Source organism: Paenibacillus camerounensis (assembly GCF_000723885.1).
Taxonomy (GTDB): Bacteria; Bacillota; Bacilli; order Paenibacillales; family Paenibacillaceae; genus Paenibacillus_AQ; species Paenibacillus_AQ camerounensis.
Window position 1 is genome coordinate 85,503 of sequence record NZ_CCDG010000059.1, and the last position, 26,752, is coordinate 112,254.

The window sequence follows — 26,752 nt, forward strand, 5'->3', positions numbered from 1 at the left end:
CTACATTTCTATACTGTCCTTTAAACTATATGTAATAATATATAACACGGAAATGGCTGTTTTGTCGATGAATTAAATTATTCAAAATTTATATGTCATAATTGTTGACGTTTTGGGATGTGCTGTAGTATAGTCGATTTAACAAATTCATCAAATCTACGGATACAACGGTGTATCCGGTTGAAGCGGCAACGGCGCCTGCTTTCACTTTTATCGCAACGGGAATGTTATGTTTCCGGGCGGAGTGAAGCGGGCTATTTCTGTTGATTTCTGTTGTTCATATAGAGAGGAGAGAGACATATGTCAGCTGTACGCAAAAAACTGGTATTAGTCGGAAACGGAATGGCGGGGGTTAGGGCGATTGAGCATTTGCTCAAGCTGGCACCGGAGGCTTATGAAATTACTATTTTCGGTACAGAGCCGCACCCCAACTACAACCGGATCATGCTGTCATCTGTCCTGGCAGGCGGAGCGGATCTGAATGATATCATCATTAACGACCTGGAATGGTACCATAGTAACGGAATCCGGCTCTATACCGGACATACGGTAACTTCTATTGATACAGTGAACCGCAAGGTACACACGGATAAGGGAGTGGAGGCCGGCTACGATGAGCTGATTCTGGCAACCGGGTCCAACCCGTTCATGCTTCCGCTGCCCGGAGCGGAAAAAGATGGCGTCATTGCCTTCCGTGATATTAAGGATACGCAGATTATGCAGGAAACAGCCAAGACCCACCGCAAAGCGCTGGTCATCGGCGGCGGACTGCTGGGTCTGGAGGCGGCACGGGGGCTGCTGCATCTGGGTATGGAGGTCTCGGTAGTTCATATCAACGAATATATAATGGAACGCCAATTGGACGAAGCCGCTGCGGTCATGCTGCAGAAGGAACTGGAAGCGCAAGGCATGAAGTTCCTGCTGAAGAAGCAATCCGAAGCCATTCTCGGTAAAAAAAGGGTCAAAGGCCTGCTGTTCGCAGACGGCGAGGTAGCAGAGACGGACTTAATCGTCATGGCTGTCGGCATCAAGCCGAATGTGGAGCTGGCCCGGGGGAGCGGCATCAATGTGAACCGCGGAATCATCGTCAATGATTACATGGAGACGAATATTCCCGGCATCTATGCTGTCGGGGAATGTGCCGAGCACCGCGGAATCGCCTACGGGCTGGTCGCCCCGCTGTATGAGCAGGGAGCCGTTCTTGCCAAAAGACTGGCCGGAGCACAGACCGAAGGCTACGCCGGTTCCGTTACATCAACGAAGCTGAAGGTATCCGGGGTCGATGTGTTCTCAGCGGGCCAGTTCATCGAACAGCCAGGTACACGTTCACTGCGGTATCAGGATGAGATTGAGGGTGTCTATAAGAAGCTGGTTATACAGGAAGATAAGCTGATCGGTGCGGTTTTGTTCGGGGATACCAGTGACGGAGCGCCGCTGTTCTCCATCATCAAGAATGGTGAGAATATCAAAGGCAAGGAAAAAGAGCTGCTGCTCGGCATCTCCGCTGATGCACTGGGTTCAACGAAAGGGAATGACCGACTCGAAGCAATGGCTGATGATGAGATTATCTGCGGCTGTAACGGGGTCTCCAAAGGAGCGATTGCCGAGGCGATCCAGTCCGGCGGCTGCACGAGTGTGGGTGATATTAAAGCATGCACAAAGGCTTCTGCCTCCTGCGGCGGATGTAAGCCTATGGTAGAAGGTCTGCTCCAGCTGTATGCCGGGGATAAGGCCGTTAAGGTAAAAGAAGGGATATGCGGCTGCACCACACTTGGACGCGATGAGATCGTGGCCGAGATCAAACGAATGAAGCTGATGACCGTCAAGGAAGTTATGAACGTGCTGGACTGGAATAACGAGGAGGGCTGCACCAAATGCCGTCCTTCCCTGAACTATTATCTGGGCATGCTGTGGCCGGAGGAATATATTGATGAAAAAGAGTCCCGGTTTACGAACGAGCGTTATCACGCCAACATCCAGAAGGATGGGACCTATTCGGTTGTGCCGCGTATTTACGGGGGAATTACAACCCCGGCCGATTTGATCAAAATTGCCGAGGTAGCCGTTAAATTCGATGTTCCGATGGTGAAGTTTACCGGCGGTCAGAGACTGGATCTGCTTGGTGTGAAGAAAGAGGATCTGCCGAAGATGTGGGAGGAGCTGGATATGCCTTCAGGCCATGCTTACGGCAAGACGCTCCGTACGGTTAAGACCTGTGTCGGCTCAACCTTCTGCCGTTTTGGTACCCAGGATGCAATTGGAATGGGAATCCGGCTGGAAAAAGCCTTTGAGCGGCTGAACGCACCGTCCAAGGTTAAGCTGGCTGTATCCGGCTGTCCGCGAAACTGCGCGGAAGCGACAATAAAGGATTTTGGCGTCGTGGCGATTGACGGAGGCTGGGAGCTGCACATCGGCGGCAACGGCGGAGTTCATGTCCGGGCGACGGATCTGCTCTGCGTAGTGAAAACCGATGACGAGGTGCTGGAGTGGGCAAGTGCTTTCCTGCAATATTACCGGGAGAATGCGGTCTGGAATGAGCGCACCTCAACCTGGGTTGAGCGTGTCGGTCTGGAGAGCATCAAGCAGGCACTTGAGAGCCGCGAAGACCGGCTCGCCCTGAAGGAGCGGATTGAAGCAACGCTGGCTATGACAACCGACCCGTGGAAGCAGATTGTCGGTGAGCCGGAGCTGCGCAAAAACTTCACCCCGATCACAGAACCTGAAAAGGTATAAGGAGGCGTTATCCATGACAATGACCAAAGTGCTGGTAGGCAATGTAAAGGATATCGATATTAAAGGCTCACGCAAGCTGCAAATGGCGGGCACTGAGATTGCATTATTTCGTCTAACAAGCGGAGAAGTTCTCGCTATTGAGAATAAATGCCCTCATAAAGGCGGCCTCTTATCGGAAGGTATGGTGTGCGGCTCAAAGGTGCATTGTCCGCTCCATGATTCCCGGATTGACCTGCATAGCGGAGATGTTATGGCACCTGATACAGGACATGTAAGAACCTATGAAGTCGAAGTTGACGCGGACAGCGGACAGATTTATCTGACGATCTGATTAAGAATGATATTATACAGGGGGAACCGTTATGGATTATGTGAAACCGAATGAAGTGCTGTCTTCCATGATTGAAGCCGGAAAAACAAAAGCAGAGCTGTCCATTATGCAGCTGATTGTTCGCGGCGGCCTCGGCGGGGCAATCCTTGCCTGTGCGACCACACTCGCCTATACTGCTGCTGCGCAGACGAAGCTGCCTATGATCGGAGCGCTTCTATTCCCTGTAGGTTTTGTGATGATTATTCTGCTCGGCTTCGAGCTGGTTACCGGCAGCTTTGCCCTGATCCCTCTGGCGGTTCTGGAGAAAAAGACGTCTACCACACGGATGCTGAACAATTTCTTCTGGGTTATCATCGGACATCTGATCGGCTGTGCAGCTTATGCTGCACTATATGGACTTACTATTACCAAGATGGGTACGGATATGTCGAATCCGATGATCCAGACCCTCATCTCAACAAGTGAAGCCAAGACGACTGCATATAAAAGCATGGGGGCAGACGGGCTGGGCCTGGCCTTCATTAAGGCGATCCTCTGCAACTGGATGGTTACCCTTGGTGCGGTGATGGCGATGACCTCCAAATCTACTGCCGGCAAAATAACTGCAATGTGGCTGCCTATCCTGACTTTTTTTGCCCAGGGCTTCGAGCATACGGTTGTCAATATGTTCGTCATCCCGGCGGGAATGATGCTTGGCGCGAATGTCAGCTTCGCTGACTGGTGGATCTGGAACGGCATTCCTGTACTGCTCGGCAATCTGCTTGGCGGCGTGCTGTTCACCGGCCTGCTGATCTATCTCTCCCAGAACGGCTTCCGTGCCAGACGCTCCGTAACAGCAGTCACGGTGCCGCCAGGGCATGGTGAAGGCGCGATTGCCAAGACAGCGACACTGGAGAAAAGCCTATGAAACAAGGACATATCTCTATAGTTGGTGCAGGCCCGGGAGACCCGGAGCTGATCACGGTTAAGGCAATGCGCCGCATTCAGACGGCGGACGTTATTCTCTATGACCGGCTGGTGAACGAGGAACTGCTGAATTATGCGCCGGAGAAGGCGCTGCGCATCTATTGCGGCAAAGCGCCGGGCCAGCATTCCATGCCGCAGGAGTCCATCGAGCGGCTGTTGATTATGCACGCTGCCGCAGGAAACCGGGTGGTCCGCCTGAAGGGAGGAGATCCGTTCGTCTTTGGCAGAGGCGGGGAAGAGCTGCTTGCTGCCGCAGACGCCGGAATTCCCTTTGAGGTCATTCCGGGAATTACTTCAGCGGTCGGTGCGGCTGCTTCAGCCGGAATTCCGCTGACTCACCGCGGTGTAGCTACTTCGTTCGCTGTTGTCACAGGAAGCCGCTGCAATGACGCTGCCCAGCCTGTCCGCTGGGATATCCTGGCGCACAGTGTCGATACCCTGGCCGTCTACATGGGGATGAGCCAGCTGGCTGAGATCACGGAGCAGCTGATCAGGCACGGCAAGGATGCGCAGACGCCGGTGGCCCTGATTGAAAAAGGTACTACGGCCGACGAACGGACCGTTACAGGAACACTGGCTAACATCACTAAGCTTGCAGCTGTAATGAAGATCAGCAATCCGGCGATGATTATCATCGGAGAAGTGGTTAATATAAGGGAACAGGTATTCAGTCTGCAGCAGCATGCAGCCCGTTACCGGACTGGCTGAGCTCGCAGAAGTGAGTGTGGTCACACGTTATGGAGCTGCAGCAGGATTATACTTGTTTTAAAAGAATGTAGATGTGCTTTGTGATATACTCTATATACATTTTGTACAGCACCAAGGAGGTAATCACCTATGCAGGTTCAACTGGATGCACTTACTGCTGAGCGGCTGCAAGCAAGCCTGGCCGGACAGTCCGGCGCCTTTAAGCTATTTTATGACACCGAGGATTGCGGCTGTAACGGTGTTCTCGTTGTGCAGATCGTAGACGGGCCGAACGCCACTGACATTGTTTATGAGCAGGAGCCGTTCACCTTTATCGTTGACCGCCAGCAGGAATCGTTATTTGACAAGGTAATGCGGATTCAGGCGGAAGAGAACTACCCTTCTTATAAGGTGACCAGTGATTCCACGCTGTTCGGCAGTAATGTCAGATTACGGGATACGCGGCAGCAAGCGGTACAATAAAAGAAATATGAAGACAGCAGCCCTCAATTGCGAGGTGCTGCTGTTTTTTTGTTGTATAGGAAATTATACAATGCAAAAAATGTGGATAACTCCGATGAAAAATAAAGGAGGGGTGGACTTGAAGAATCAGGAGACATGGAAATAACGACCTGATACCAACCCCCACATTGTATTCGTTTTTTCGCATACATTTGGCCAGTTTGCCCTTATGGAGGCAGAATGTATTCGTTTTTTCAATTAGGTTCTTAAGTACTCTATATATAAATCCACTCTTCAGGTGGATTAGTTCTTGCAATGAATGGTGTTTCATATCGCCAATTTCAGATAAAGCTTAATAAGCCGTCCACCCGCCATCAGCCGTAATGACCGCCGCATTAACAAAGCTGGCTTCGTCGGATGCCAGGAACAGGGCAAGTGCCGCGATTTCGTCCGGCTTGCCGTTGCGCGGATTAAGCGCGAGTCCTGCCTGGATGCGGCCCATTCCAAATTCGTTAATATGCGTCATGGTCGAGCCGATATTCGTTTCAACTCCGCCGGGCGCAATGGCATTACAGCGGATGCCTTCCTTGGCATACATGAACCCGGTATTCTTGGTGAAGCCGACAACTGCGTGTTTGGTAGCTGTATAAGCAGCGCCTGCGCGGGCTCCGAACAAGCCGCCTGCGGATGCGATGTTGATAATCACCCCAGCTTTCTTTTCCAGAAAAATAGGCAGGACCTTGCGGGTGGCACGCATAACCGAAGTGGTGTTAACCGCGAAAATCTTATCCCACTGATCATCCTTTATATCACCTGCGGGCTCGAAATTGTCCATAATTCCGGCGTTGTTCACCAGAATGTCCACGGTACCATAAGTGCTGACTGTGGTATCTATTAAGGCTTGGATGTCTGCTTCATCAGCAACATTGGTCTTCACGGCAATGGCTTCGCCGCCTGCGGACTTAATCTCCCCGGCAGTTCCCTGAGCCGCAGCCTCATTAATATCTGATACTACGACCTTTGCGCCTTCTCTGGCATATAGAATAGCAATCGCCTTGCCCATTCCTGAGGCGGCTCCGGTTACTACTGCTATTTTGTTTTGAAGTCTCATACTCATCAAGCCCCCGTATTTTATTTGCTCATCAATCAGATAGTATTTATAACTTCAGCAGAAAATATGCAGCAGCTAATCAGGAAATTGAACCATGCTGCTTGTGTTGTATATACTAGAGTTACTTATGAGGAGAAGAGGATCGCTGATGAAGTTTGTCGGACTAGATATCGGGACTACATCTATTACGGGGCTGGTGTATTCCCTTGAGCACAAAATGGTGCTGTGCAGTATTACGGAAGAATGTGATACAAGGATCTCCGGACATCAGGAGGATTGGGAAAAGCTGCAGGACCCGGAGGTTATCTTGGCAAGCATCAGCCGTATTATTGAGGAGCTTATTATGACGGAAGAGGACATTATAGGGATCGGACTTTCCGGCCAGATGCACGGCATCGTCTATACCAATAACAGCGGACAGCATGTCAGCCCGCTGTATACCTGGCAGGATGGCAGGGCGGGACAGATTATTGGGGACGGCTTATCCTATTCCCGTAAGCTTAGCGCTTTGACGGGCTATTCTGTTCCTCCCGGCTACGGGCTTGCTACCCATTACTACAATCTGCAGCATGGGCTGGTACCGGACACTGCCGTCAGCTTGTGCTCCATTGCCGATTATGTTGCCCTCCGGCTGACCGGCAGCACAATACCTGTTGCTGATGCTACCCAGGCTGCAGCGATCGGGTGCTATAGCTTTTCAATGGAGGATTTCGATTACTCTGCTATTGGACAGGCTGGGATCGAACCGGGAATGCTCCCCAAGATCGTACCTTCCGGCACGCTTGCCGGACATACTCAGGGCGGAATCCCGGTCTACAGCTCGCTCGGGGATAACCAGGCCAGCTTTCTAGGAAGTGTGCCGTTTCCGGGGCAATCGGTTCTGGTTAACATCGGTACGGGAAGCCAGCTGTCCGCGCTCCTGCCGGATGGCGAGCCTAACATCTCTGAGATGGAGACGCGGCCCTTTCCCGGCGGCGGCAGACTGGTTGTCGGAGCAGCGCTGAGCGGGGGGAAGTCGTATGCGCTGCTGGAGCAATTTTACCGGGATGTAATCCGCAGTTATACCGGGGAGGAGCCGGGTGAAATATACAGCTTCATGGAGCAGCTGCTTAACAGCGGCAGCCCGCCTGCGCAAGGCTTGGCAGTGAATACCCAATTTCTAGGAACACGAAGGGATCCGGAGATGCGCGGGAGTATCGGACAGATTACACTGGATAATTTCACACCGGCTAATCTGGGACACGGATTCCTTCAGGGGATGGCGGATGAGCTGTATGCTTTTTATGAGGCATTAATCCGGGCAGGCAATATTTCGTACAGTTCCATCATCGGCTCAGGCAATGCGCTGAGGCTTAATGATACTTTGCGCGAGAAGGTGAGCATGACCTTTGGGCTGCCGATTGCGTTCAGCCTGTCTCTTGAGGAAGCGGCAGTCGGGGCAGCATTATGTGCTGCTGTTGGCAGCGGCAGTATTCTCAGCTTCCGTGAAGCTGGTCAATATATTGGACTGGCTCAGCCGGAAGTGCCCGCGACAAGAGTGCCGGAAGCAGACAGACAGCGGCTAATGGACATTTACGGATTGTCTGCACAGCCGGAAGAACCGGATAAGCAGATCAGTACTTTAAAGGTGAATTATTAAACAAATAGAGAACAGGTTCGCGGCTGTATAGTATTTTATTGGCTGCCATTGAGCTGACGAATTTCAGGGATTGATCCTGATTTCCGTTCAGCTCTTCTTTTGTTGTGCCTGCATATGCACTTACCAAGTATTGCAGTATGCGGAAGGAAGGAGCCCCTTTTCCCGCCAGCATCGTCTTAAATGATTAACACTTTTGCCTGAACTGTCGAGTAATCAACGAATAAGCGGAAATTAACGATTGTATCCACTGGAGATTATTCTATTATAGACATATGTCGAATAGACGAACATTATCGATTAATTATTAGGCATCTGAAGGAGGTCTCCCCTTGAACCGAGTGGAAAAGAGTACAGAGAAATACAAGCAGCTGTTCGGCGGCACTGTACCGGCAGCCTATGCGACGGACCCCGATTTTCAGGATATTCTGAACCGTTTTATCTTCGGTGAAGTCTTTTACCAGGGGAATCTGGATGATAAACAACGTGAGCTTATCACGCTGGTGGTGCTTACAACGAACCAAACCATGCCGCAGCTAAAAGCCCATATTCAAGCAGCCTTGAACATTGGACTAACGCCAGTCGAAATTAAAGAGGCGGTTTATCAATGCGCGCCGTACCTGGGATTCCCCAAAACGCTTAATGCAATGAATGAGATCAATGAGGTTTTTAAAGACAAGAATATTGCACTGCCACTAGAGAGTCAGTCGCAGACTGAAGACAATACCCGCTTCGACCATGGGCTTGCCATGCAAATCAAGATTTTTGGCGATACTATTTCTGCAATGCGTGAGGCTGCTCCGTCTAATCAAGTGCACATCCAGGACTATCTCTCAGCATTCTGCTTCGGTGATTTTTATACCCGGAGCGGGCTTGATTTGACAACAAGAGAGCTGCTGACCTTCTGTATCTTAAGTGCACTAGGGGGTGCTGATAGCCAGGTCAAGGCTCATGTGCAGGGTAATGTAAATGTAGGTAATGATAAAGACACCCTGATCGCGGCGATTACCCATTGCCTTCCCTATATAGGCTTTCCGCGGACGCTGAACGCATTGGCTGCTATAAATGAAGTAATACCGGAAGTATAGGGATACTATGAACCCATTCTAATCATAAAGGAGACACAAATATGTTTACCGAAGCTTTTAAATTAGCAAATGGTATAGAAATTCCAAAGTTAGGCTTGGGCACCTGGCTGCTTAATGACGAGCAGGCTGCACAGGCAGTACGTGATGCGGTATCGCTCGGTTATCGCCATATTGATACTGCTCAGGCCTATATGAATGAAGCCGGCATTGGTGAAGGGGTCCGTTCCAGCGGGATCTACAGAGAAGAGCTTTTTATTACGACTAAGGTTGCGGCAGAAGCCAAAAGCTATGATGCTGTTATGCAATCCATTCATGAATCTTTAGCAAAAATGGGTCTGGACTACATCGATCTTCTGATTATTCACAGCCCGCAGCCCTGGAGTGAATTCCGCGGGGAGAAGCGTTATTTTACGGAAAACAAAGAAGCATGGAGAGCCATGGAGGATGCGTATAAGGCAGGCAAGGTGAAGGCCATCGGGCTTTCTAACTTCCTGCAGGATGATTTGGAGAATATTCTTGAGAGCTGTGAGATTAAGCCGATGGTCAATCAAATTCTGGCCCATGTGAGCAATACTCCATTCCAATTGATTGAGTTCTGCCAGAACAATGATATCCTGGTCGAGGCCTATTCACCAATTGCGCACGGTGCTATTCTTGATCATCCGGAGGTTAAGGAAATTGCAGGAAAATATGGAGTATCTGTAGCCCAGCTCAGCCTTCGATACGATATTCAGCTTGGTCTTGTGGTCATTCCTAAGACGGCGAATCCCGAGCATATGCGAATCAATGCCGAGCTTGATTTTGTGATCAGCGATACGGATATGGAAACTATGAAGAATGTTGAGACCATTCAGCATTATGGTGAGCACAACTTCTTCCCGGTGTTCGGCGATAAGAATAAAGTGAATTAATTGGAGGGTGCAAAATGGCAAAACATGAAGAAGTCGCAAATGGCGTGATTTTCCCTGTCGGCGAGAAGAATGAAGCATTTGCAAACTATTTTATCGGACAAAGCTATCTCAAAATGCTGGTTGCCGATCCTGAAATCAATGTAGGGGTAGGAAACGTGACCTTTGAACCGGGTTGCCGGAATAACTGGCATATCCATAGAAACGGGTATCAGCTGCTGCTTGTCACTGGCGGCGAAGGCTGGTATCAGGAAGAAGGGCAAGCGGCCCGGCAGCTGAAAGCAGGCGATGTTATTGTTACCCGTGATGGTGTAAAACACTGGCACGGCGCAACAAAGGACAGCTGGTTTGAGCACATTGCCATCACTGCAGGCACACCGGAATGGCTGGAGCCAGTCTCTGATGGGCATTATAACGAACTTTAAGCTATAACAATTTCAGAGTATTGCAAAGACAGCCGGTCTAGATGATCAGCTGTCTTTGCCTATGTATCTTGTGATATTCTAATAGATAGAATGAACCGGCAGATTCAGGAAAGGCAGGAATATGTTATGAAACTCATGTTCACACGCGTGAATACAGCGGAAGAAACCGCCGAGGTAGCCCGGTTGGCTACAGAAATATGGCACGAGTATTATGTTTCCATTATTACAGCTGTAGTCAAAAACAAGGCGGCTGATATAGGGGGCAAGTTATGCAGGAAAGAGAATTTTATGCGTATCACCTTGTAACTAGAAAGAAGATGAACTTAGGGCAAGTAATCAGCTTTAACAAGAACCAAAAAAATACGCTTTATCATTTCTTTTTTGAGAAAGAGCAGCTTAATTCCAAGGGTGAAGATTTTTTTCAAATCTTGGAGGGAAATTATACTAATGACGGATTAAAGCTGGATAAAGCGGATGCAGACGTAGCTATACAGTATGTTGGACAAACCATCAGAGCGATTAGGGAAGTAATCGTTGAAATGGTAAGACTGCAAGAGTATCCGGGATATCCTTCACGCTTGTCTTGCTTATATGCTGCGAAAGACTACCAGGATGCGCTAAAGTGGAAGGAATTATTTGATTCGTATCATCGAAGGGTTTTGCAGATCGTTAAGCTTAGGGTTACCGGGACTTCCTTTGAAGGTGACGGAGGTCTGTTACCAAAGGAAGACGGTGCTCCTTTTTTCCTGAAAATTGAACAAGCCAGAGAATATTGGCAAGGCAATAAAGCCAATGTACTTCCTGAGCTGCTGATTAATGGACGAATCGAAGTAACAGAAATTATTAATGAATTCTACACGCAATAGAAAAAAGATAAACCTGAATGTAAACCTAAGAGCACTTCCTGATACAGCCGATCGTTGCCGGACACGGTCCTTAAGTACTGGGAGGAATCCGTGACCGGTTTAAGCTGAAGCTGAGAGGGACACAAGCTTTCGGCTCCGGTGTTGTGGTGCTGCGTTATAGTTCTGACCGTTTACAAACGTGCTCTTCCTGCTGCGAGTAGGCGATTTATGGAAACATGACCAGACCACTCACGTACTATCGTAGAAAGGGGGTAACGGTAAAATGAAGTCAAAAGTACAAACCTTAATTTTCATAATCATTATATTGTTATTCGTCGGTTATTTAAGTGGATACAGGTTAACAGGATTGAGCGCGGCCAGGGCAAACTCCTTTGTACCGAAAGACTCAGTATTGTTAGATACGGTAGATTATAGCTGGGGGAGCATTTATATTTTTGATTCGCCTGAAAAACCGGTATCCGCAATCAGTACAAAGACACTCGGTCTTATGTGGTCTTCAAGGTTGTCTGCTTACCATTACCATTCAGATGATCCGGTTCAAACAATAGGCGGGGTTTCGTATGGGGATTCAGGAGAAGAGGCAACAGTTTTAAGTGTTTTGATAAATGACCCGGAAGTTTCTTATATTGAAGCGGGGCCCGAAGGTAATAGAACAAAGAAAGAAGCTCGAATAGGAGAACCCCTGACGTTTTCGTGGGATGAAGCTTTTCAACTCGATAGGCTATCTCCACAGGCATTTAATAATAATGGTGAACTGCTATACGAATACAAATATCCAGTTCAAACTATTATAGATCCAAGTAAATTGAAGTGGTATCCGGTTGATACAGCTGCACAGCAATCCTAACAACGAACCCTAGCTCATAAAAACAGCGGTAGTTAAGGAGAATAGATTCACTCTCTGGCTGCCGCTGTTTCTTTTTTTATTCAAACGGTATATTGTCATCATCCGGAGTTTTGCTGGTCCAGTCATTCCCCTGAAAGAGCTGAACGCATTCAATGATGGCACCAAGCCCCGCATATTCCAGCACACATCTGTAAAAGTATACCTGATTATAACGCGGAGAGCTTATCCCGGACTATGCAAAAAGCCCTTGAAATTGCTTATGCTGCCCGCAGAAGGCTATAATAGCTACTATATCTGTTCTAACCTGCATCAGAAAGTAGGATTACTATGAAAGTCTTAATGCTGTTTCTTTGGGGAATTGTCCTGTTTATTTTCACCTGTGCTGCTGATTCCAGCTTCTGGAGCAAAGGGGCAATGCCGTATTTTCACCTGACGCCGTCCCCGGATTTCCGCAACCTGCTCCAGATGGACATAAGGTATACCGAAATCTTCATCACCCGCAAAATCGGCCATTTTGTAGGGTTTGCAATCTTCGGAATGCTGCTCTACCGGATTAATAAAAGCTACATACAAAGTATTATCTGGTCTATTCTGTTTGCTGTCTCCACAGAGATCTTCCAGCTTTACTTCGGGCGGGACGGAAGAATATACGACATGGTCAATGACTCCGCAGGTATTGTTACCAGAATAATCCTTATTGCCGTGGTGAAAAGATGGAATAGAGCTGCCGGATTGCAAAGCAGACGCAGGTGAATTTGAAGCTGTCACTGAACCACAGCCGAATAATTAACAGGTACAAAACGACGTCCATTCAAAGAAACAGAATGGACGTCGTTTTTTCGTATTCATTTTAACTGGATTCGCGCTGTCTCCACAGCGGACGTAACAGGCAACCGCTGAAAATCAGCAGATTAGCCGTAATGGTGATCAGGAACACGGTACGGGGATCTGACAGCTCAGAGATCCAGCCGCAGCTCCTTCCAGAAGCCTTCTCTGCTGCCAGGCGCAGATTGTACAGGCTCATTGGTTCGGATAAAGCGCGTCTGCGGTGCGGACAGCAAACAGGAGAGCCTGCGTAATGCAGGCTCTCCTGTAACTAACGATACAGCTTATTTAGGTGCAATCGTAAAGCGGAAGAAGTACGGGCGGTTCGCCGGCAGCATAAATTCTTTGTGAATCGGTGCTCCCCAGCTGTCATCCCCGCCGATACCCATCTGCTTGTAATTCACTCGCAGTACGGTTTTGTCTGAGGCAGGCAGCTTATAAACATGGTCGCTGGCTTCAAGCTCATCCGGTGTCCAAGGCATTGCATTAAGCTCGAACAGGGAAGGAGCATCGATATTGAAGCCCTTGCCGTCTGCACCACTGGTTAGCGAAGCGAATCTGACATCGGTTTTGTTGCCAGATTCCTGCGGACGCAGGTAAGGGGTGAACTGGTCACTCACCTTGCCGCTATAGCTGCCGACAGCTGCACTGGTGTTACGGTCCCAATGGTTCTCATGCGGGCCGCGGCCGTACCAGGAGATCGTATCAAGTCCGCTGTCCAGCACAAACATCATACCGAATTCCGGAAGCTCAGGCAGGCTGCTGCTGCCCGGGTTCAGCTCCTGGCTGATTTCTACAGAGCCGTCACTGCGGACATCGTATTTCACGCGCAGAATGGAATCCGGACCAGTGAACAGCACGTAGTCTGCAGAGATGGTGCAGCGGTTGTCCTGAGCCTCAAAGCTGAAGCTGATCAGGCTTTGGCTGCTTGAAGCCTCTTTCCATACAGCACTGCGCTTGTCGAGACCGTTACCCAGGTCGTTGTCGGTTACCGCTCTCCAGAAGTTGGTTCTGGCCGGCTGCAGAAGCTGCTCCTTACCGTTTGCCACATAGGAGTATAGCTCTCCGCTTGTTGTATTAAAGGAAACAGAGAAGGCTTCCCCGGATACCGTAACGTTATCATCCTGCTCAGTCACCTGCAGGGACCCGCCGGCATTAGTCCGGCTTGCGGCAATCCATGGCACCAGGACGAACTGCTCCCAGGCTATTTCATGACCTGCTTCCGACCAGGCGGTTGCTTCAGCCTGTTTGAAAGAGAGCGTTAGTACAGCTTCCTTATCGTTCAGCAGATCGCTGGCTTCATAAGGAACCGTTACTTCGATCGTTTCACCTGGAGCAGCAGATACCTGCAGAGTGCCTTGCTGAGCCGTTTCACCGTTCAGGGATACATTCCACTGCAGCTGATATTCACTCAGATCGCTGAACAGGTAGTTGTTCTTGATCTGGAAGTTGCCTTTTTGCAGGTCAAGGGCAGTGAGCTTGATGTACTGATAGCATTTTTTGACCTCAAGCAATTTCGGGGTTACCGCACGGTCAGCGAACAGCAGTCCGTTACCGCTAAAGTTGCCGTCATGCGGGCTTTCGCCGAAATCACCGCCGTAGGCCAGATACTCGACTCCATCTGCCGTTTTGGTCCGAATCGCCTGATCCACCCAGTCCCAGATGAATCCGCCCTGGATGATGTCGAATTGATCGAACAGCTCGGTGTAGAGGTGCAGCCCGCCGCAGGAGTTACCCATTGCATGGCTGTACTCGCAGAGAATGTACGGTTTTTTCGGATTGTTTTTGGCATAGTGCTCAACTTCATTGGGTCTGATATACATAGTGGATTCGATGTCGCTGGCCGCTTCGGAAGGTCTGTAGTGGAAAATCCCTTCATAATGCACCGGACGGGTCGGATCTGCTTCTCTCAGGTAATCGTGCATGGCAATGAAATTGTCTCCGCCGAAGGACTCGTTGCCGAGTGACCAGATGATGACCGACGGATGGTTCTTGTCGCGCTGCATCATGGCATTACAACGGTCGATAACATTTGCCCGCCATTCCGGTCTGCTTGCCGGTACGTTGGTTTCTACCAGCTCTTCCTGGCCGTATTTCCAGGAGCCGTGAGTCTCCAGATTGGTCTCATCGATGACATATAAGCCGTATTCATCGCACAGTTCATACCAGATGGACTGGTTCGGATAGTGGGAGGTACGCACAGAGTTGATATTATGGGATTTCAACAGCTGGACATCGCGGATCATATCCTCTTTGGAGAGGGCGCGTCCGGTGTCACAGGAGAATTCATGGCGGTTGGTACCCTTCATAACAATGCGCTTGCCGTTGATCTTCATCAGGCCGTCTGTAATTTCAAAGGTACGGAAGCCGACTCTGCTGCTGACCAGTTCCTGCACCTGCTGCTGATCGTCAATAACGCTGATGACTGCCGTGTACAGGTTAGGCTTCTCGGCGCTCCATTTCTCAGGACTTACGATATGCCGGCTTAGCTGAATCTCCTGAACATCCGTTCCGTTAAAAGTAACAGCGGCAGACAGCGGCTGCTCCCAAAGCGGCTGCTTTTGGGCGTCATAGAGCTGTACTTCAACCGAATAAGGACTAACTTCACTGTTAAAATAATTCTCCACATGCAGCTTCACTTTCAGTTCAGCATCTGTAAATGCTGCATCAAGCTCTGTTACTACAGCGAAGTCAGTAAGATGAACCTGCGGAGTAGTATACAGGTAGACATCGCGGAAAATCCCGCTCAGCCGCCAGAAATCCTGATCCTCCAGCCAGCTTGCATCACACCAGCGGTAGACCTCTACAGCCAGCTTGTTTTCGCCTTCGCGCAGGTAAGGGGTAAGATCATATTCCGATGGAGTAAAGGTATCCTCGCCGTAACCGACCAGTTCACCGTTCACCCATACATAAAAGGCTGCTTCAACTCCCTGAAAGCTGATGAATACAGGCTGTCCAGCCCAGCCTTCAGGTACTGTAAACGTACGTGTGTACGAGCCGACCGGATTGTACTTAGTGGGTGCAAACGGCGGCTTCAAGTCGGGCTCTGATTCAGCCCACGGATAACGGACATTGGTATATTGCGGGTAGTCATAGCCCTGCAGCTGCCAATGTGAAGGCACAGGAATCTCTGCCCAGCTGCTGTTATCATAATCCAGGGTATAGAAATCCTTAATGCGCTGCTCCGGAGTCTCTGCAAATGCAAACTTCCAGCTGCCGTTAAGGGAATGATAGTTAGGTGAAGCTGCAAACTCGCCCTGAAGTGCCTGCTCTACAGTCGTATAGGAGATCATAGAGGCATGAGCCGGCAGGCGGTTCAGCTGAAAAATTTCGGGATTGTTATTCCATTCGGGATAACCGTTGGCTGGTGGTTGGTAGTCTAGCTTCTTGCGCACATTAACATCTCCTTGTATTGTTATATTCATATTATAGAACGCCAAAAGGCTATAGGATATAAAAGGATATTAGTGTCTTATAATAAAATATGAAACAGGTGGATAACGATGGAGAGCATGATGGTATTCTGTGCGGCGGATGATACGATTCAGCTGCCGCTGTACGCTACAACGATTGGATACTGGGAGCATCAGGAAGAAACGGCCCGTCCTGCCGGATTTCCCGATTACCAGCTGCATCAGGTGCTGAGTGGCAAAGGGGAGCTAATAGTCGGGGAGAAGCGGTATGTGGTCGGACCCGGTGAGGTATTTTTCACTTTCCCGGATATTCCCCATTCTTATACACCCATTAGCCGGGAATGGGAGCTGGCGTGGATATCCTTTAACGGAAGAGAGGCGGGAGGTATGCTTTCTTATGCAGGTATCCGGGAGACGGGAATCCGCAGATTGCGGGATATTGAGCTGCTGGTACCGTTTCGAGAACTGCTTCAGCTGCCGGATGCCAATGATCTGGACAATAATCTGGAGCGCTCCAAGCTGCTGTATGCGATGCTGCTCGACCTGAAGCGGAATTTGCCGCAAGCGAGCGAGGAGGATGAGCTGGTGCGGATCAAGCCGGTGCTGGAGTATATTGAGCTGCATCTGCACCGGACACTGCCCCTCAAGGAGCTCGCCGAGGTCATTTCGGTTTCTCCGCAATACCTCTGCCGGCTGTTTCAGCGGACGGTCCATGAACGGCCGGTGACCTATATCAACAAGCAGCGCATTAACCGCAGCAAGCAGCTGATGTTTCAGCAGCGGGAGAAGAAGTTGTATGAGATTGCCCAGCTGACCGGCTTCGAGAATGCAAGCTATTTCTGTGCTGTATTCAAACGGTTAACGGGGATGCAGCCGGAGCAGTTCAAACAGCTGCACGGGCTTGATAAATGATAACAGGAGGAAAAGGCACGTTCCGCATCGTCCGGGGGACAGCAGAGCGTGCCTTAGCAGGTTACATAAACTGAAGCAGGCCGAATATTATGAATAACGCACCGATCGAGATACTTACAGTGCCCCGAAAGGTCATGAGACTGAGATAAGTGCGGCTAGGCTCAGAATCCCCTTGAACCTTCCAGCCCTCACTCATTTTCCAGGCAAAGTCAGGGTGCTTACGGATATATAAGCCAAATGCGATCATTCCGATACCCAATAAAAGCAAATAAATACCAAGTATCATACCATCAGCTCCTTTAAACGTTTATACGGCAGGTAGCGGTTATTGTTGCTGTTACTTTTTGAAAAATACCGGATAAGCGCGGAAAGAGACTTGTGTAAAGCTGCTGCTTGAGGTATCGTAGATATAAGGAGTCCGGGATAGCTTTTTATTATCGCGGATATTATAACTCTGGAAAGGGTGGCATGAATAAAATGAATGGAAGAGCAGACGTGGTAATTATCGGCGGAGGTCCGGCGGGCCTAAATGCAGCATTAGTTCTGGGGAGGGCCCGGAAATCGGTTATTGTGATTGACGATCTGCAGCCGAGAAATATCGTCACCCGCGAAACGCACGGTTTTCTTACAAGAGACGGAGCAAGTCCGCGGGAGTTCCGGATGGCGGCGCATGAGGAGCTGGCTGCTTATCCGTCAGTGAGCCGTTCCAGTGATACTGCTTCTGCAGTTACAGGCAAGAATGGGGCTTTTGAAATTACAACGGCTTCGGGGGCGGTGTATCGTGGTAAGAAGCTGCTTTTTGCTGTTGGAAAAAAAGATCTTCCGCTGTCCGTTAACGGACTCGCTGAGGTCTATGGCACAAGCGCGTTTGTCTGCCCGTATTGTGACGGCTGGGAGCTGCGGGACAAGAAGCTTGTCCTTATCGTAACAGGGGCTCACGCGCTACATTTGGCTAAAGTTATCTCAGGATGGACGAAGGATTATAGCATTTGTACTAACGGGCCGGCCGAGTTGACCAGTGAAGAACGCTGGGAGCTGGCGCGGCATGGGGTGCCGGTACACGAAGCAGCAATAGAAACGATAGTATCGGAAGAGGGAATGGTCCGGCAGGTTATTTTGGCGGATGGAGCCCGGCTTCCGTGTGAAGGTATTTTCTTTGCGCCTAAGCTGACAAGAGGCTCTGATCTTCCTCAGGCACTAGGCTGTGAGATGAATGAAGCGGGCAGCGTACTGACAGATGATTACGGCAAAACAAACATTCCCGGGGTTTTCTCTGCCGGTGATGCCGCCTCTGAAAAATATCAGGCCATTGCCGCAGCTGCTTCCGGCGCACTGACTGCTATTATGATTAACGGTGAGCTGAACGGGGAGACCTGGGATGAGAGTGAGAACGTGGAATAGTACAGTATGGAAGTCTAAATAACCTGCAGTTTAGTGCATGGCCGCTTTTATAATCTGCAGGTAGACTGGAAGTATCTTCAGAATAATTAAGTGATGATGGAGGGAAATCATTGCGGGCGGCAACTCAAATCATAGATACGGTAAGGCTTAAGCTAAGACCCTTTACAATGAAAGTTGCCCTGAGTATGCATGCTAACTGGATCAGCGACAGGGATGTCCAGCGAAATTATGGTGAACCCGTTTATAGCAGTATACCTTTACTCATACTTCACTACACCGGCTGCAGGCATATCACCGCGGGCAGAATGCGGGATCTGGAAAGGTGATGCAGAATGCTCACATGCAGTATGAAGGTACGCATAAAGAAAGTTACTATTACAGCGACACTGGAGAATACGATGATAAGCATTACTACGGAATCGTAAAAGGAACGATATGATTATCATTATGAGAGAGCAGCCCGAGGCTGCTCTTTGTTTTATTCACAGTAGATAAATTGCCCTACCTTTTCTGGAGCGAATTTGAACAGTATGTAAGGATACTGTACTATTTAATGTAATAATTAATAGAGTATACTCGAAAACTCACTTCCGATATTGCTGTGTAAAGGAGAAGGTAAAGCTATGGAACATTCACTGGAACCTGTTATAGAAGAAATGAAGCAGGAAGTAGACAAGTGGATCGCATGTATCAACGATAAGGATGCTGAGAAAATTGTAAAACGCACTACGCTGCAGGCGGGCATTCACGGCTACGCGCTCCTTAAATATGAGGGCGGCAGAGTGGATGTGACGGATTACCCGCTGGATTTATCTATGCAGGGCAAAAGCAGGCTGAGTACCAGCCCCGGGCTTACAGAGGAGCAGGTGCGGGAGCAGATTGTTCCTGAGCTTGCACACTATATGCAGCATAAATTAAAGGCACTCCCTCCGGCAGTTCTGGACTACCGGTTTGATTTTGAAGGGAACTTCCAGGTAGTAAGCGGCGGCACTGTCAAAGTGCCTATTCTCAAATATATGGACCAGGCGAAGAAGCAGCTGCTGCTGGAGCGGATCAGCTCCTATATCTCAAGCAAGCTCGAAGCCGGCAAGTATCCGACCAAACCGTTAGAAACGTTTTTCTTAGCCCGGCATCTGCTGGATGAAGAATTGTATCCCGTCTTGGATTCCGGCAGAATCATGGGTCTGTATGAGCGGATACAAGAGCTGAATAAGGGAAGCAAGCATCTTGCAGAGCATCGCAACACATTGACCGTGGCCCTTAGGAACTGGGTTGAGGAGCAGTGGCTGCCAAGATCCTTTGAGCTCACCGGCAGCGAATGGCAGAAAGAGTATAAGAAGAAGAGCGGTGCCGTGCTTGAGCAGAGCGGGAGCGGACAAGAAGCGGAGAAGCTGGTGATCTATGCTGCAGTTAGCATCCTCAGATATGAGCCTTCTTACAGCAGAAGTACGGGGCTCACCTTCCTGAATTGCCTGACTGCCCTCGGCAGCACCCGGGCTGAACAGCTGATCCGCGAGGGCAGCGGAGCCCTGCCTGAGGATATTACCAGACTGAGGGATGAACAGGTGGAGTGCACAGCTAACGATGTGTTTGCTGAGGTAAGTATCCATATGAGGCAGGAGTCAGGGGAGAGCTACGCTCAGTCGCTCCAGTTTCTGATCAAGCTGCTTGAACAGGGTTTTCCAAGAAGCTATCAGATTAAGCTGAAATCCGCAGTTAAGCGCTGGCTTCCGCTTAAGGGACTGGCCAAATCGGGCACGCACCGTTTTTTTGCGAATGCGCTTGAGTATCCCGAGGTCTACCCGTTGCTGGGAGAGTACGCCAGGGCTGCTATGGAAACCTTCGAATGGTATACGGATGCGGAAGGGGAGAAATGCTGCATGCCGGGCAGCTATGCGGTCTTTGGGCTTGGTCTCACAGACCGGGCATATTTCCCGTTGGTCAGACAATACATGGAGAAGGTAGACGTTGAACATCAGTCGGTCCAGAATGCGTTCACAGCAGCGTTATATGGGCATTACGGCATTAACACGGAGACGCTACCTATAATCGTGAGTTGTATGCTGTATAGTACGGATTCACTGAAGCTAAAGATGATGAAAGAGATGGGGGATGAACAGCTGCTCAGACTGCTGCTCGAGCAGGTCCGCAGCCTCCAGTACTACCAGACGGAACATCTTGTGTACCTGATTTGGGGCGGTAAGGACAAGCTGAAGAAGCTTGCTGACAAGGCTGAAGGGGATAAGAAGCAGGTTTTTGAAGAGCTGATACAAGCTGCCGGACGCGGCTAACTAAAGATCCTTCAGGTTGTGATGCAGTCTGGTGAGCATGTCTGTCAGCAGATTCGTCTCCTGTTCACTGAAGCCGTTAAGCAGCTGCCGGATAAATTGGGTCCGTTCCTTGTTAAAGTTTACAATAAGGCTCCGGCATTCCTCAGTCAGCCGTACAAAGGTCACCCGCTGATCTTCCGGGTTGCGTCTTCTGTAATAGCTGTTCATGTAAGCAGATAATGTATAACTTAAGCCCAAACCGTTGTTTGGTCAACCGGCAGACGGTAAGAATTGAAGCCCTCACTGGCAGCCTTACCGATGGTCAGCAGTATAACCGGAAGATAGCGCTCTTTGTCCATACCGAAGGCTTCGGCGATCTGGTCCTTTTCATAGCCGCCGATCGGATTGGTGTCATATCCGTGTGCACGAGCAACCAGCATCAGCTGCATGGATACCAGGCCGGCATCGAGCAGAATAATATCGCGCATATCTTTGTCGCTGATCTGCGAATACAGCGGCTTAAAGGCATTCAGCTGATATTCTTTTACCTCTTGCGGCATATAACCGAGCTCTACAGCCTTGCCATAAATTTCTTCGGAGTAATCGAAATTGTTCTTGTCTCCAAAGACTGCAATGACAGCAGAAGCCTGAAGTATCTTATCCTTATTGAAACGTGAGAGGGGAGCAAGCTTGTGCTTGCCTTCTTCACTGTCAATCACCAGGAAGCGCCATGGCTGCATATTGATAGACGAAGGAGCCGTGCTGGCTTCTTTCAGAATTTCCGTCATTTCTTCTCTGCTGATTATCACAGAAGGATCATAGGTTTTGATGGAACGGCGTCCCTAAACAATCTCATTGAAATCATTGGTTTGCTGGAATTCTTTCATGCCGGTTCACTCCCCGTAGATAAACTGCTCCACTTTGCCCGCAGTCACATCCAGATCAGGACTCGAATTGTCGATTACCGTTACATTTCCTTCCGGCAGCGGCCAGGCGACTGTGCGGGGGTTAAAAGCGGAGCGGAACTGCTCCCAGTTACGGAATTTCCAGCCGTCCAGCGGGGAGTTTCGGCTGGTAATCCGCTCGCGGAACAGCGTTTCATCCGCTAGTGTAACCAGTACTGCCTTTACTTCAATCTCCTGCAGCGTTCTGCCGATCCGGCGCAGCTCAGCTCCGATCCATTCCGGGTCGGCGGCTTCCTTGGTAAAGGGACCGACCACATAAATATCAGCGGACAGGCCGATGTTATCAAGCGCGGCATCCATCGTGATCCGGTAACCCAAATCGCGGCATAAGCTTTTATACTCGCCGGAATCGCGGTCATCCGGGTCAAGCCCGTGCAGGGTCAGGATGGCGGTAGCCGCAGGCCTTAATAGTATATCCATATCCATAACGGCCGCTTTGCGGCGGGCAGCCACTGCCTTGGCCAGTGTAGTCTTGCCTGCGCCCCCCGGTCCGAGAAAAAACACAAGTTTGTTCATGAAAGACACTCCTTTATGTAAGTCACACTGTATATATCCTAGCATTTTTTGCAGGATAAGTTCACTATGCTGATTTCATGTATAATAGACAAAAGAAAATAGAAGCTTACTTTGGAGGCAGTGTGCAGATGAACATAAGACCTATTGAACCTTCAGACAACCGTGCAGTCGAACAGGTCATCAGGGAATGCCTGATTGAATTCGGAGGCAACCGGGAGGGGCTGGCCTGGGCAGACGACAGTATGAGTGATCTCTTTAGCTATTACAACGAAGCGGATAACCGGGCATACTGGATCGTAGAAGAAGGCGGAACTGTGCTGGGAGGCTGCGGAATTGCTCCCTTTGCCGGGGCGGAGCAGGTCTGTGAGCTGCAGAAAATGTATCTCGCCAGCACCACGAGAGGGACCGGCATCGCTGCTGGGCTATTGCAGACTGCGCTTGCTTTTGCCGGACAGCACTATAAGCAATGTTATCTGGAAACCCTGCAGACAATGGGCGCAGCGAACCGCTTTTATCACAAGCACGGCTTCACAGCGCTGAAAGAGCCGCTCGGAGGTTCAGAGCATTACGCCTGCGATGCCTGGTATATTAAGGATTTAAGCTAACTAAAAGACAGGAGATACATATGAAGAAACCGATCATCGCCGTTGATATGGACGATACCATCTGCCATCTCGTTAAACGGGCCATATACCATAATAATAATGAATTTCCGACGCATCTCCTGCGCTATGAGGATATGATCGACTGGAACACAGACCATCTGCGTCATCCGGACAGCACGCTCGAAATTTTTTTCGGGCGGCCGGGGCTGTATGAGGAGCTTGAGCTGTTCGATGAGCATGTAGTTGTAGAGATGGAGAAGCTGCATAATGCCTACGATGTCATTATCGTTACTGCAGCTGTCCCCAAAACCGTAGCCGAGAAATGGAATTGGCTGCAAAAGCATATGCCGTACATCCCCGCAGAGAACTTCTTCACCTGCAAGCGGAAGCATCTGATCAACTTCGATCTGCTGATTGACGACGGTCCGCATAATCTGCTGCCTGCAGTGCAGGAGGGCAAGAAGGTGCTGTGTATCCCGCATCCGTGGAATCTTAGGGCGCGTGAGGAATATGCGTTTCCGCTGATGACCTCCTGGAAGGGTGCGAAGGAGCGGATTGATGAAATCCTGCAGACGGTTCAATCGTAATTAAAGTTTTGAAAAAAGTACGCCTCTGGAACACAGCCCATTTGCGGCCAGTGTGCATGGAGGCGTTTCTACTTGTTTGCATAGAATTAGCCGCCCACCAGCTGCGGCTGTGAACCCGTCACAGTCCTTTGGGCAAAACGGCGGAAGGCGCCTCCGCGTTCCTGTAATTCCCTGTAGCTTCCGGCTTCGGCAATCCTTCCATCCTCCATATACAGGATTTCATCATACTGCTCCAGCAGCTCCTCATTAATGTTATGGGTGATGGTGATCAGGGTTAGGTCAGGCATGGCCAACAGGCTGCTCTCAATCTCATGGGCGGCTCTATTGTCTACAGCTGAGGTAGCTTCATCCAGAATCAGGATCGGCGTGCTGCGGATGAGCGCCCGGGCAACCGCTACCCGCTGGCGTTGTCCGCCCGAGAGCTGGGTGCCATTTTCCCCGACTGCGGTAGAGAGTCCTTCTCCCAGCTGCTGCACATAGGCGTACAGGCTGCTGCCGCGGAGCGCTGATTCCAGTACGGGTTCCGGGAAATCCTCGCCTAGACAGATATTGTGCTCAATATCTGAATCAAACAGATATACATTCTGGTGAATCATAGAAGTTAGCTGAAGCAGGGATTCGTGATCCCGCCTGCTGACCTCCCTTCCGTCCACTGATATGGAACCCTTGTAATCATCGTAATATCCGCTAAGCAGCTTAATAAACGTTGATTTTCCGCAGCCGCTGGGTCCGAGCAGCGCGTATTTTTTTCCTTTTTGAAAGGTGAAGTGGATATCTCGGAGGACTGGCTGCTCCTGCTGATAAGCAAACTGAAGTTCGCGCACCTCCAATGCATGTTTCAATATTGTTGGCTCCTGCTGCTCAGCGTCTGATGATGCTTTGCTCTCACCTGCCAGTGCCTCAAAGCGTTCAAGAATGGGCTTAACGCTAGTAATTCTTGGAATGTTCTGCATAATGACAAGCACAGGGCCGACCAGTCCGCCGCTCAGCTGAACCAGTGCAACCAGACTTCCGGCAGAAAGGTTGCCGGTAATAATCAGGTAGGCAGCTACAAACATTACAGAGAACTGGCTGAGCATAGCAAGTGCTTCAGAGATACTCTCGTTGGCGGCGAACAGCCGGTCTGCTGTAAACCTGACATTGGCGGCCGTACGGTTGGCGTGCTGAAAGTCCTGTTCGGTTTGCTTTTTAAGCCCAAAGGAACGGATCACTTCAAAGCCTGCCAAGAGATCCTTAACGTATGCGGTGAACCGGGACATCTGGACGGATACGGCATTCAGCCTGCTTTGCAGCAGCTTACCGAACAGGGAGGGCACCAGAAACATGAGCACCATGCCTATGACCAGAACAAGTGTAATCAGCGGACTAATCGAGAGTAGAACAAGCAGGGAGGCAGTAAAAATAATCGCATTTTGGAATGTGCTGAGGAGTGGCTGAAGGGCATTTTCTTCAATCAATTTGATGTCATTGGTCAGCGCTGACAGGTAATCAGCGGTATTGGCTGCTTTGAAATCCGCTGTTCTTTTATGAAGTACACCGCGGAAAATCCTTTCCCTGACCGATATTGTAATATTGCGGATCAGAGCCTTGCTGCATAGGGAATATACAAAGCTGACCAGACAGAGCAACAGCAGATAAGCAGCTGACAGAAATAAAATACGCTGAAAAAGCTGCATATCCCCCTGAAGCGCAGCATCTATGACCTTTTGCAGGATAAGAGCAATCAGTACCCCGGCAGCGGCAGCAACAATACTGAATAACAGTGTGACAGAGAGAAGCAGCTTGTTCCGGGCTAAGGCATGTTTCACTTTTCATCAGCTCCATAATTAGATTGAGGTATAATTTGTAAGATGAAGATAACATATAAATTCAATAAAAGTCAAACGGATAAGATAAACATCGAACTTGATGTTGTAAAAAAGCTCCCCGCAGGATAACATTACGGGAAGCTAAGGGAGATCTATACAATTTATAAAAGAAACTGCTGGAGGTCAGAGATCAGCTCCTGCAGATTCTCTGAATCCAGATGATAATAGACTCTGCCGTTATTCTTTTCGACACGTACCATCTTGCAGGCGAGCAAAACATTCATATGGTGAGAAATGGTTGCTGCCGTAAGTCCCAGCTGATCAGCAATCTCCAGATTATACTTCGGGTTAACCTTAAGGGAAGCCAGGATCTGTAATTTACTGTTGTCGGCAAGCGCCTTCATCCGCAGCAGCATCAGCTCCCTGGAATCCTCCTGATTCTTACTGGCATTAGGCATCAGATGTATTAATAAGCCATAATAACATCGCGTGGACAGCATAATCAGTGCCAGCGGGGTAATAAGCGCTGGATGTACGATCACCTGCTTATCACTTAACTGCCTGACAAGCTTAATATAATGCTCGTCCTGTTGTCTGCCAAAGGCTTGAGTGTAAGTGGCTAATAGCCTGCTTAACGGCTTTTCTACCGCTTGGCAGGCCTTTTCATATGCCGGAAGATTCGTCGATACTGCTTCTGTGAGCGTGATCAGATGCCGGTGCGGATGCTGCAGCAGAGTCATCAGCTTCCATTTGACGGCTTCCTTCAGCGGACTTTCATTAAGAAAGCCAATAATCTCATCCAGTGACTGGAAGGAGACCAGTGCGGACTCACCAAAAGAATGATTTTGCATCGTTTCCATCTCTTTCACTGCTATTAATATCGTATCACGCAAAGTCTTCTCAGTGATGCTTGCCAGTGAAGTAAACCACTCCGGATTTTGACTCAGCAGCTCATGCAGGAGATTGAAAAACACACCGTCCTCGTCATTGAAAAAGAATTCAGCCTGCTTATTAACAATCCGGTGTCTGCTGAAGGTTGTAGTATATTTCTCCATGAATTTCAGATGCTTGTTGTAAAAAGCTTCTCCATTCAGACCAAATGTGTCCAGTTCCCCGATACTCTTCTGCAAATAGGACTCAGGCTGATAGCTTACATACAACAGCCCCATTGTTTCAAATACCGGGTCCAGCTGCTCAGTTATCTCCAGGTTCATAATGCCTCCGTCAGCTAAATAATTTGGTGATCATCTAATTTATTATATTTTGATAGAATTGTAATGGCAAGCCTGCGGCGCTTACAGCTTGGGAAAGACAATTGACAGAGCTTCGGCAGAGAGGATATACTTACATCACTTAAACGTATAAGTTAATATTCTATGAGGAGTGTGCT

The 26,752-nt window shown here is 49.5% G+C and carries 25 protein-coding genes; 17 read left to right on the forward strand and 8 right to left on the reverse strand.

Annotation, left to right across the window (positions count from 1 at the left end):
- Positions 1-300: 300 nt before the first annotated feature.
- The 5 genes from nirB to BN3772_RS21845 all read left to right on the forward strand — a co-directional run bounded on the left by nirB (position 301) and on the right by BN3772_RS21845 (position 5,200).
- Positions 301-2,733: a nitrite reductase large subunit NirB gene (nirB, locus tag BN3772_RS21825; RefSeq protein WP_042202217.1), complete on the forward strand. Its 2,433-nt coding sequence runs from the start codon at positions 301-303 to the stop codon at positions 2,731-2,733.
- Between the two features lie 19 nt (positions 2,734-2,752).
- Positions 2,753-3,064, forward strand: coding sequence for a nitrite reductase small subunit NirD (nirD, locus tag BN3772_RS21830; RefSeq protein ID WP_042202278.1), 312 nt, complete (start codon positions 2,753-2,755; stop codon positions 3,062-3,064).
- A gap of 31 nt (positions 3,065-3,095) precedes the next feature.
- Positions 3,096-3,971 (forward strand): formate/nitrite transporter family protein, encoded by an 876-nt coding sequence (locus tag BN3772_RS21835; RefSeq protein ID WP_042202218.1) that lies wholly within the window; start codon positions 3,096-3,098, stop codon positions 3,969-3,971.
- The gene (gene cobA, locus BN3772_RS21840; protein WP_042202219.1) at positions 3,968-4,738 is read left to right on the forward strand and encodes a uroporphyrinogen-III C-methyltransferase; all 771 of its coding nucleotides are present in this window, start codon (positions 3,968-3,970) and stop codon (positions 4,736-4,738) included. Before BN3772_RS21835 ends, cobA begins: the two co-directional genes overlap by 4 nt.
- A 129-nt stretch (positions 4,739-4,867) precedes the next feature.
- The gene (locus BN3772_RS21845; RefSeq protein ID WP_042202220.1) at positions 4,868-5,200 is read left to right on the forward strand and encodes an iron-sulfur cluster biosynthesis family protein; all 333 of its coding nucleotides are present in this window, start codon (positions 4,868-4,870) and stop codon (positions 5,198-5,200) included.
- 331 nt (positions 5,201-5,531) lie between these two features.
- Here BN3772_RS21845 and BN3772_RS21850 read toward each other — a convergent pair whose 3' ends face one another.
- Positions 5,532-6,290 (reverse strand): SDR family oxidoreductase, encoded by a 759-nt coding sequence (locus BN3772_RS21850; RefSeq protein WP_042202221.1) that lies wholly within the window; start codon positions 6,288-6,290, stop codon positions 5,532-5,534.
- A 148-nt stretch (positions 6,291-6,438) separates the two neighbouring features.
- Here BN3772_RS21850 and BN3772_RS21855 point away from each other — a divergent pair, with 148 nt between their 5' ends.
- The 7 genes from BN3772_RS21855 to BN3772_RS21890 all read left to right on the forward strand — a co-directional run bounded on the left by BN3772_RS21855 (position 6,439) and on the right by BN3772_RS21890 (position 12,813).
- Entirely contained in the window at positions 6,439-7,929 is a 1,491-nt protein-coding gene (locus tag BN3772_RS21855) for a sedoheptulokinase (RefSeq protein ID WP_052380637.1), read from the forward strand.
- 338 nt (positions 7,930-8,267) lie between these two features.
- Positions 8,268-9,014, forward strand: a complete 747-nt coding sequence (locus tag BN3772_RS21860; RefSeq protein WP_244444812.1) for a carboxymuconolactone decarboxylase family protein — start codon at positions 8,268-8,270, stop codon at positions 9,012-9,014.
- Between the two features lie 41 nt (positions 9,015-9,055).
- Positions 9,056-9,925: an aldo/keto reductase gene (locus tag BN3772_RS21865; RefSeq protein ID WP_042202224.1), complete on the forward strand. Its 870-nt coding sequence runs from the start codon at positions 9,056-9,058 to the stop codon at positions 9,923-9,925.
- Between the two features lie 14 nt (positions 9,926-9,939).
- On the forward strand, positions 9,940-10,347 hold the full coding sequence (locus BN3772_RS21870) for a cupin domain-containing protein (RefSeq protein ID WP_042202226.1): 408 nt from the start codon (positions 9,940-9,942) through the stop codon (positions 10,345-10,347).
- A 269-nt stretch (positions 10,348-10,616) separates the two neighbouring features.
- Positions 10,617-11,213: a DUF2441 domain-containing protein gene (locus tag BN3772_RS21880; protein WP_042202227.1), complete on the forward strand. Its 597-nt coding sequence runs from the start codon at positions 10,617-10,619 to the stop codon at positions 11,211-11,213.
- A gap of 262 nt (positions 11,214-11,475) precedes the next feature.
- On the forward strand, positions 11,476-12,060 hold the full coding sequence (locus BN3772_RS21885; protein ID WP_042202228.1) for a hypothetical protein: 585 nt from the start codon (positions 11,476-11,478) through the stop codon (positions 12,058-12,060).
- 327 nt (positions 12,061-12,387) lie between these two features.
- Entirely contained in the window at positions 12,388-12,813 is a 426-nt protein-coding gene (locus BN3772_RS21890; protein ID WP_052380638.1) for a VanZ family protein, read from the forward strand.
- 356 nt (positions 12,814-13,169) lie between these two features.
- On the opposite strand, the gene lacZ is transcribed toward BN3772_RS21890, so the two are convergent.
- Entirely contained in the window at positions 13,170-16,280 is a 3,111-nt protein-coding gene (gene lacZ, locus BN3772_RS21895; RefSeq protein WP_042202229.1) for a beta-galactosidase, LacZ type, read from the reverse strand.
- A 108-nt stretch (positions 16,281-16,388) separates the two neighbouring features.
- On the opposite strand from lacZ, the gene BN3772_RS21900 reads away from it, so the two are divergent.
- Entirely contained in the window at positions 16,389-17,210 is an 822-nt protein-coding gene (locus tag BN3772_RS21900; protein ID WP_042202230.1) for a helix-turn-helix transcriptional regulator, read from the forward strand.
- A gap of 61 nt (positions 17,211-17,271) precedes the next feature.
- Here the strand turns inward: BN3772_RS21900 and BN3772_RS21905 are convergent, their stop codons facing one another.
- Positions 17,272-17,496: a DUF6199 family natural product biosynthesis protein gene (locus tag BN3772_RS21905; protein WP_052380639.1), complete on the reverse strand. Its 225-nt coding sequence runs from the start codon at positions 17,494-17,496 to the stop codon at positions 17,272-17,274.
- Between the two features lie 191 nt (positions 17,497-17,687).
- On the opposite strand from BN3772_RS21905, the gene BN3772_RS21910 reads away from it, so the two are divergent.
- Both BN3772_RS21910 and BN3772_RS21920 read left to right on the forward strand, forming a co-directional pair.
- Positions 17,688-18,611: an NAD(P)/FAD-dependent oxidoreductase gene (locus BN3772_RS21910; RefSeq protein WP_042202282.1), complete on the forward strand. Its 924-nt coding sequence runs from the start codon at positions 17,688-17,690 to the stop codon at positions 18,609-18,611.
- 623 nt (positions 18,612-19,234) lie between these two features.
- The gene (locus BN3772_RS21920) at positions 19,235-20,902 is read left to right on the forward strand and encodes a DUF6138 family protein (RefSeq protein ID WP_042202234.1); all 1,668 of its coding nucleotides are present in this window, start codon (positions 19,235-19,237) and stop codon (positions 20,900-20,902) included.
- On the opposite strand, the gene BN3772_RS30730 is transcribed toward BN3772_RS21920, so the two are convergent.
- The 3 genes from BN3772_RS30730 to BN3772_RS21930 all read right to left on the reverse strand — a co-directional run bounded on the left by BN3772_RS30730 (position 20,903) and on the right by BN3772_RS21930 (position 22,362).
- Positions 20,903-21,067: a hypothetical protein gene (locus tag BN3772_RS30730; protein WP_157643636.1), complete on the reverse strand. Its 165-nt coding sequence runs from the start codon at positions 21,065-21,067 to the stop codon at positions 20,903-20,905. It lies immediately after the preceding gene.
- Positions 21,068-21,129: 62 nt separating this feature from the next.
- Positions 21,130-21,711 (reverse strand): nitroreductase family protein, encoded by a 582-nt coding sequence (locus BN3772_RS21925; RefSeq protein ID WP_244444813.1) that lies wholly within the window; start codon positions 21,709-21,711, stop codon positions 21,130-21,132.
- Positions 21,712-21,774: 63 nt separating this feature from the next.
- Entirely contained in the window at positions 21,775-22,362 is a 588-nt protein-coding gene (locus tag BN3772_RS21930; RefSeq protein WP_042202235.1) for a P-loop nucleotide/nucleoside kinase family protein, read from the reverse strand.
- 128 nt (positions 22,363-22,490) lie between these two features.
- Between BN3772_RS21930 and BN3772_RS21935 the strand changes: the two genes are divergently transcribed.
- Positions 22,491-22,967: a GNAT family N-acetyltransferase gene (locus BN3772_RS21935; protein WP_042202237.1), complete on the forward strand. Its 477-nt coding sequence runs from the start codon at positions 22,491-22,493 to the stop codon at positions 22,965-22,967.
- 20 nt (positions 22,968-22,987) lie between these two features.
- On the forward strand, positions 22,988-23,554 hold the full coding sequence (locus BN3772_RS21940; protein WP_042202239.1) for a 5' nucleotidase, NT5C type: 567 nt from the start codon (positions 22,988-22,990) through the stop codon (positions 23,552-23,554).
- Between the two features lie 86 nt (positions 23,555-23,640).
- Here BN3772_RS21940 and BN3772_RS21945 read toward each other — a convergent pair whose 3' ends face one another.
- Together BN3772_RS21945 and BN3772_RS21950 are read right to left on the reverse strand one after the other, a co-directional pair.
- Complete coding sequence (locus tag BN3772_RS21945) at positions 23,641-25,362, reverse strand: ABC transporter ATP-binding protein (protein WP_042202242.1); 1,722 nt, start codon at positions 25,360-25,362, stop codon at positions 23,641-23,643.
- A 161-nt stretch (positions 25,363-25,523) separates the two neighbouring features.
- On the reverse strand, positions 25,524-26,576 hold the full coding sequence (locus BN3772_RS21950; protein WP_042202244.1) for an ArsR/SmtB family transcription factor: 1,053 nt from the start codon (positions 26,574-26,576) through the stop codon (positions 25,524-25,526).
- Between the last annotated feature and the right edge of the window lie 176 nt (positions 26,577-26,752).

What these genes read in the sequence shown, in the direction of transcription:
- nirB (WP_042202217.1), top strand. Translation starts at nt 301, where the DNA reads ATGTCAGCTGTACGCAAAAAACTGGTATTAGTCGGAAACGGAATGGCG.
- nirD (WP_042202278.1), top strand. Translation starts at nt 2,753, where the DNA reads ATGACCAAAGTGCTGGTAGGCAATGTAAAGGATATCGATATTAAAGGC.
- BN3772_RS21835 (WP_042202218.1), top strand. Translation starts at nt 3,096, where the DNA reads ATGGATTATGTGAAACCGAATGAAGTGCTGTCTTCCATGATTGAAGCC.
- cobA (WP_042202219.1), top strand. Translation starts at nt 3,968, where the DNA reads ATGAAACAAGGACATATCTCTATAGTTGGTGCAGGCCCGGGAGACCCG.
- BN3772_RS21845 (WP_042202220.1), top strand. Translation starts at nt 4,868, where the DNA reads ATGCAGGTTCAACTGGATGCACTTACTGCTGAGCGGCTGCAAGCAAGC.
- BN3772_RS21850 (WP_042202221.1), bottom strand. Translation starts at nt 6,290, where the DNA reads ATGAGACTTCAAAACAAAATAGCAGTAGTAACCGGAGCCGCCTCAGGA.
- BN3772_RS21855 (WP_052380637.1), top strand. Translation starts at nt 6,439, where the DNA reads ATGAAGTTTGTCGGACTAGATATCGGGACTACATCTATTACGGGGCTG.
- BN3772_RS21865 (WP_042202224.1), top strand. Translation starts at nt 9,056, where the DNA reads ATGTTTACCGAAGCTTTTAAATTAGCAAATGGTATAGAAATTCCAAAG.
- BN3772_RS21870 (WP_042202226.1), top strand. Translation starts at nt 9,940, where the DNA reads ATGGCAAAACATGAAGAAGTCGCAAATGGCGTGATTTTCCCTGTCGGC.
- BN3772_RS21880 (WP_042202227.1), top strand. Translation starts at nt 10,617, where the DNA reads ATGCAGGAAAGAGAATTTTATGCGTATCACCTTGTAACTAGAAAGAAG.
- BN3772_RS21885 (WP_042202228.1), top strand. Translation starts at nt 11,476, where the DNA reads ATGAAGTCAAAAGTACAAACCTTAATTTTCATAATCATTATATTGTTA.
- BN3772_RS21890 (WP_052380638.1), top strand. Translation starts at nt 12,388, where the DNA reads ATGAAAGTCTTAATGCTGTTTCTTTGGGGAATTGTCCTGTTTATTTTC.
- BN3772_RS21900 (WP_042202230.1), top strand. Translation starts at nt 16,389, where the DNA reads ATGGAGAGCATGATGGTATTCTGTGCGGCGGATGATACGATTCAGCTG.
- BN3772_RS21905 (WP_052380639.1), bottom strand. Translation starts at nt 17,496, where the DNA reads ATGATACTTGGTATTTATTTGCTTTTATTGGGTATCGGAATGATCGCA.
- BN3772_RS21910 (WP_042202282.1), top strand. Translation starts at nt 17,688, where the DNA reads ATGAATGGAAGAGCAGACGTGGTAATTATCGGCGGAGGTCCGGCGGGC.
- BN3772_RS21920 (WP_042202234.1), top strand. Translation starts at nt 19,235, where the DNA reads ATGGAACATTCACTGGAACCTGTTATAGAAGAAATGAAGCAGGAAGTA.
- BN3772_RS21930 (WP_042202235.1), bottom strand. Translation starts at nt 22,362, where the DNA reads ATGAACAAACTTGTGTTTTTTCTCGGACCGGGGGGCGCAGGCAAGACT.
- BN3772_RS21935 (WP_042202237.1), top strand. Translation starts at nt 22,491, where the DNA reads ATGAACATAAGACCTATTGAACCTTCAGACAACCGTGCAGTCGAACAG.
- BN3772_RS21940 (WP_042202239.1), top strand. Translation starts at nt 22,988, where the DNA reads ATGAAGAAACCGATCATCGCCGTTGATATGGACGATACCATCTGCCAT.
- BN3772_RS21950 (WP_042202244.1), bottom strand. Translation starts at nt 26,576, where the DNA reads ATGAACCTGGAGATAACTGAGCAGCTGGACCCGGTATTTGAAACAATG.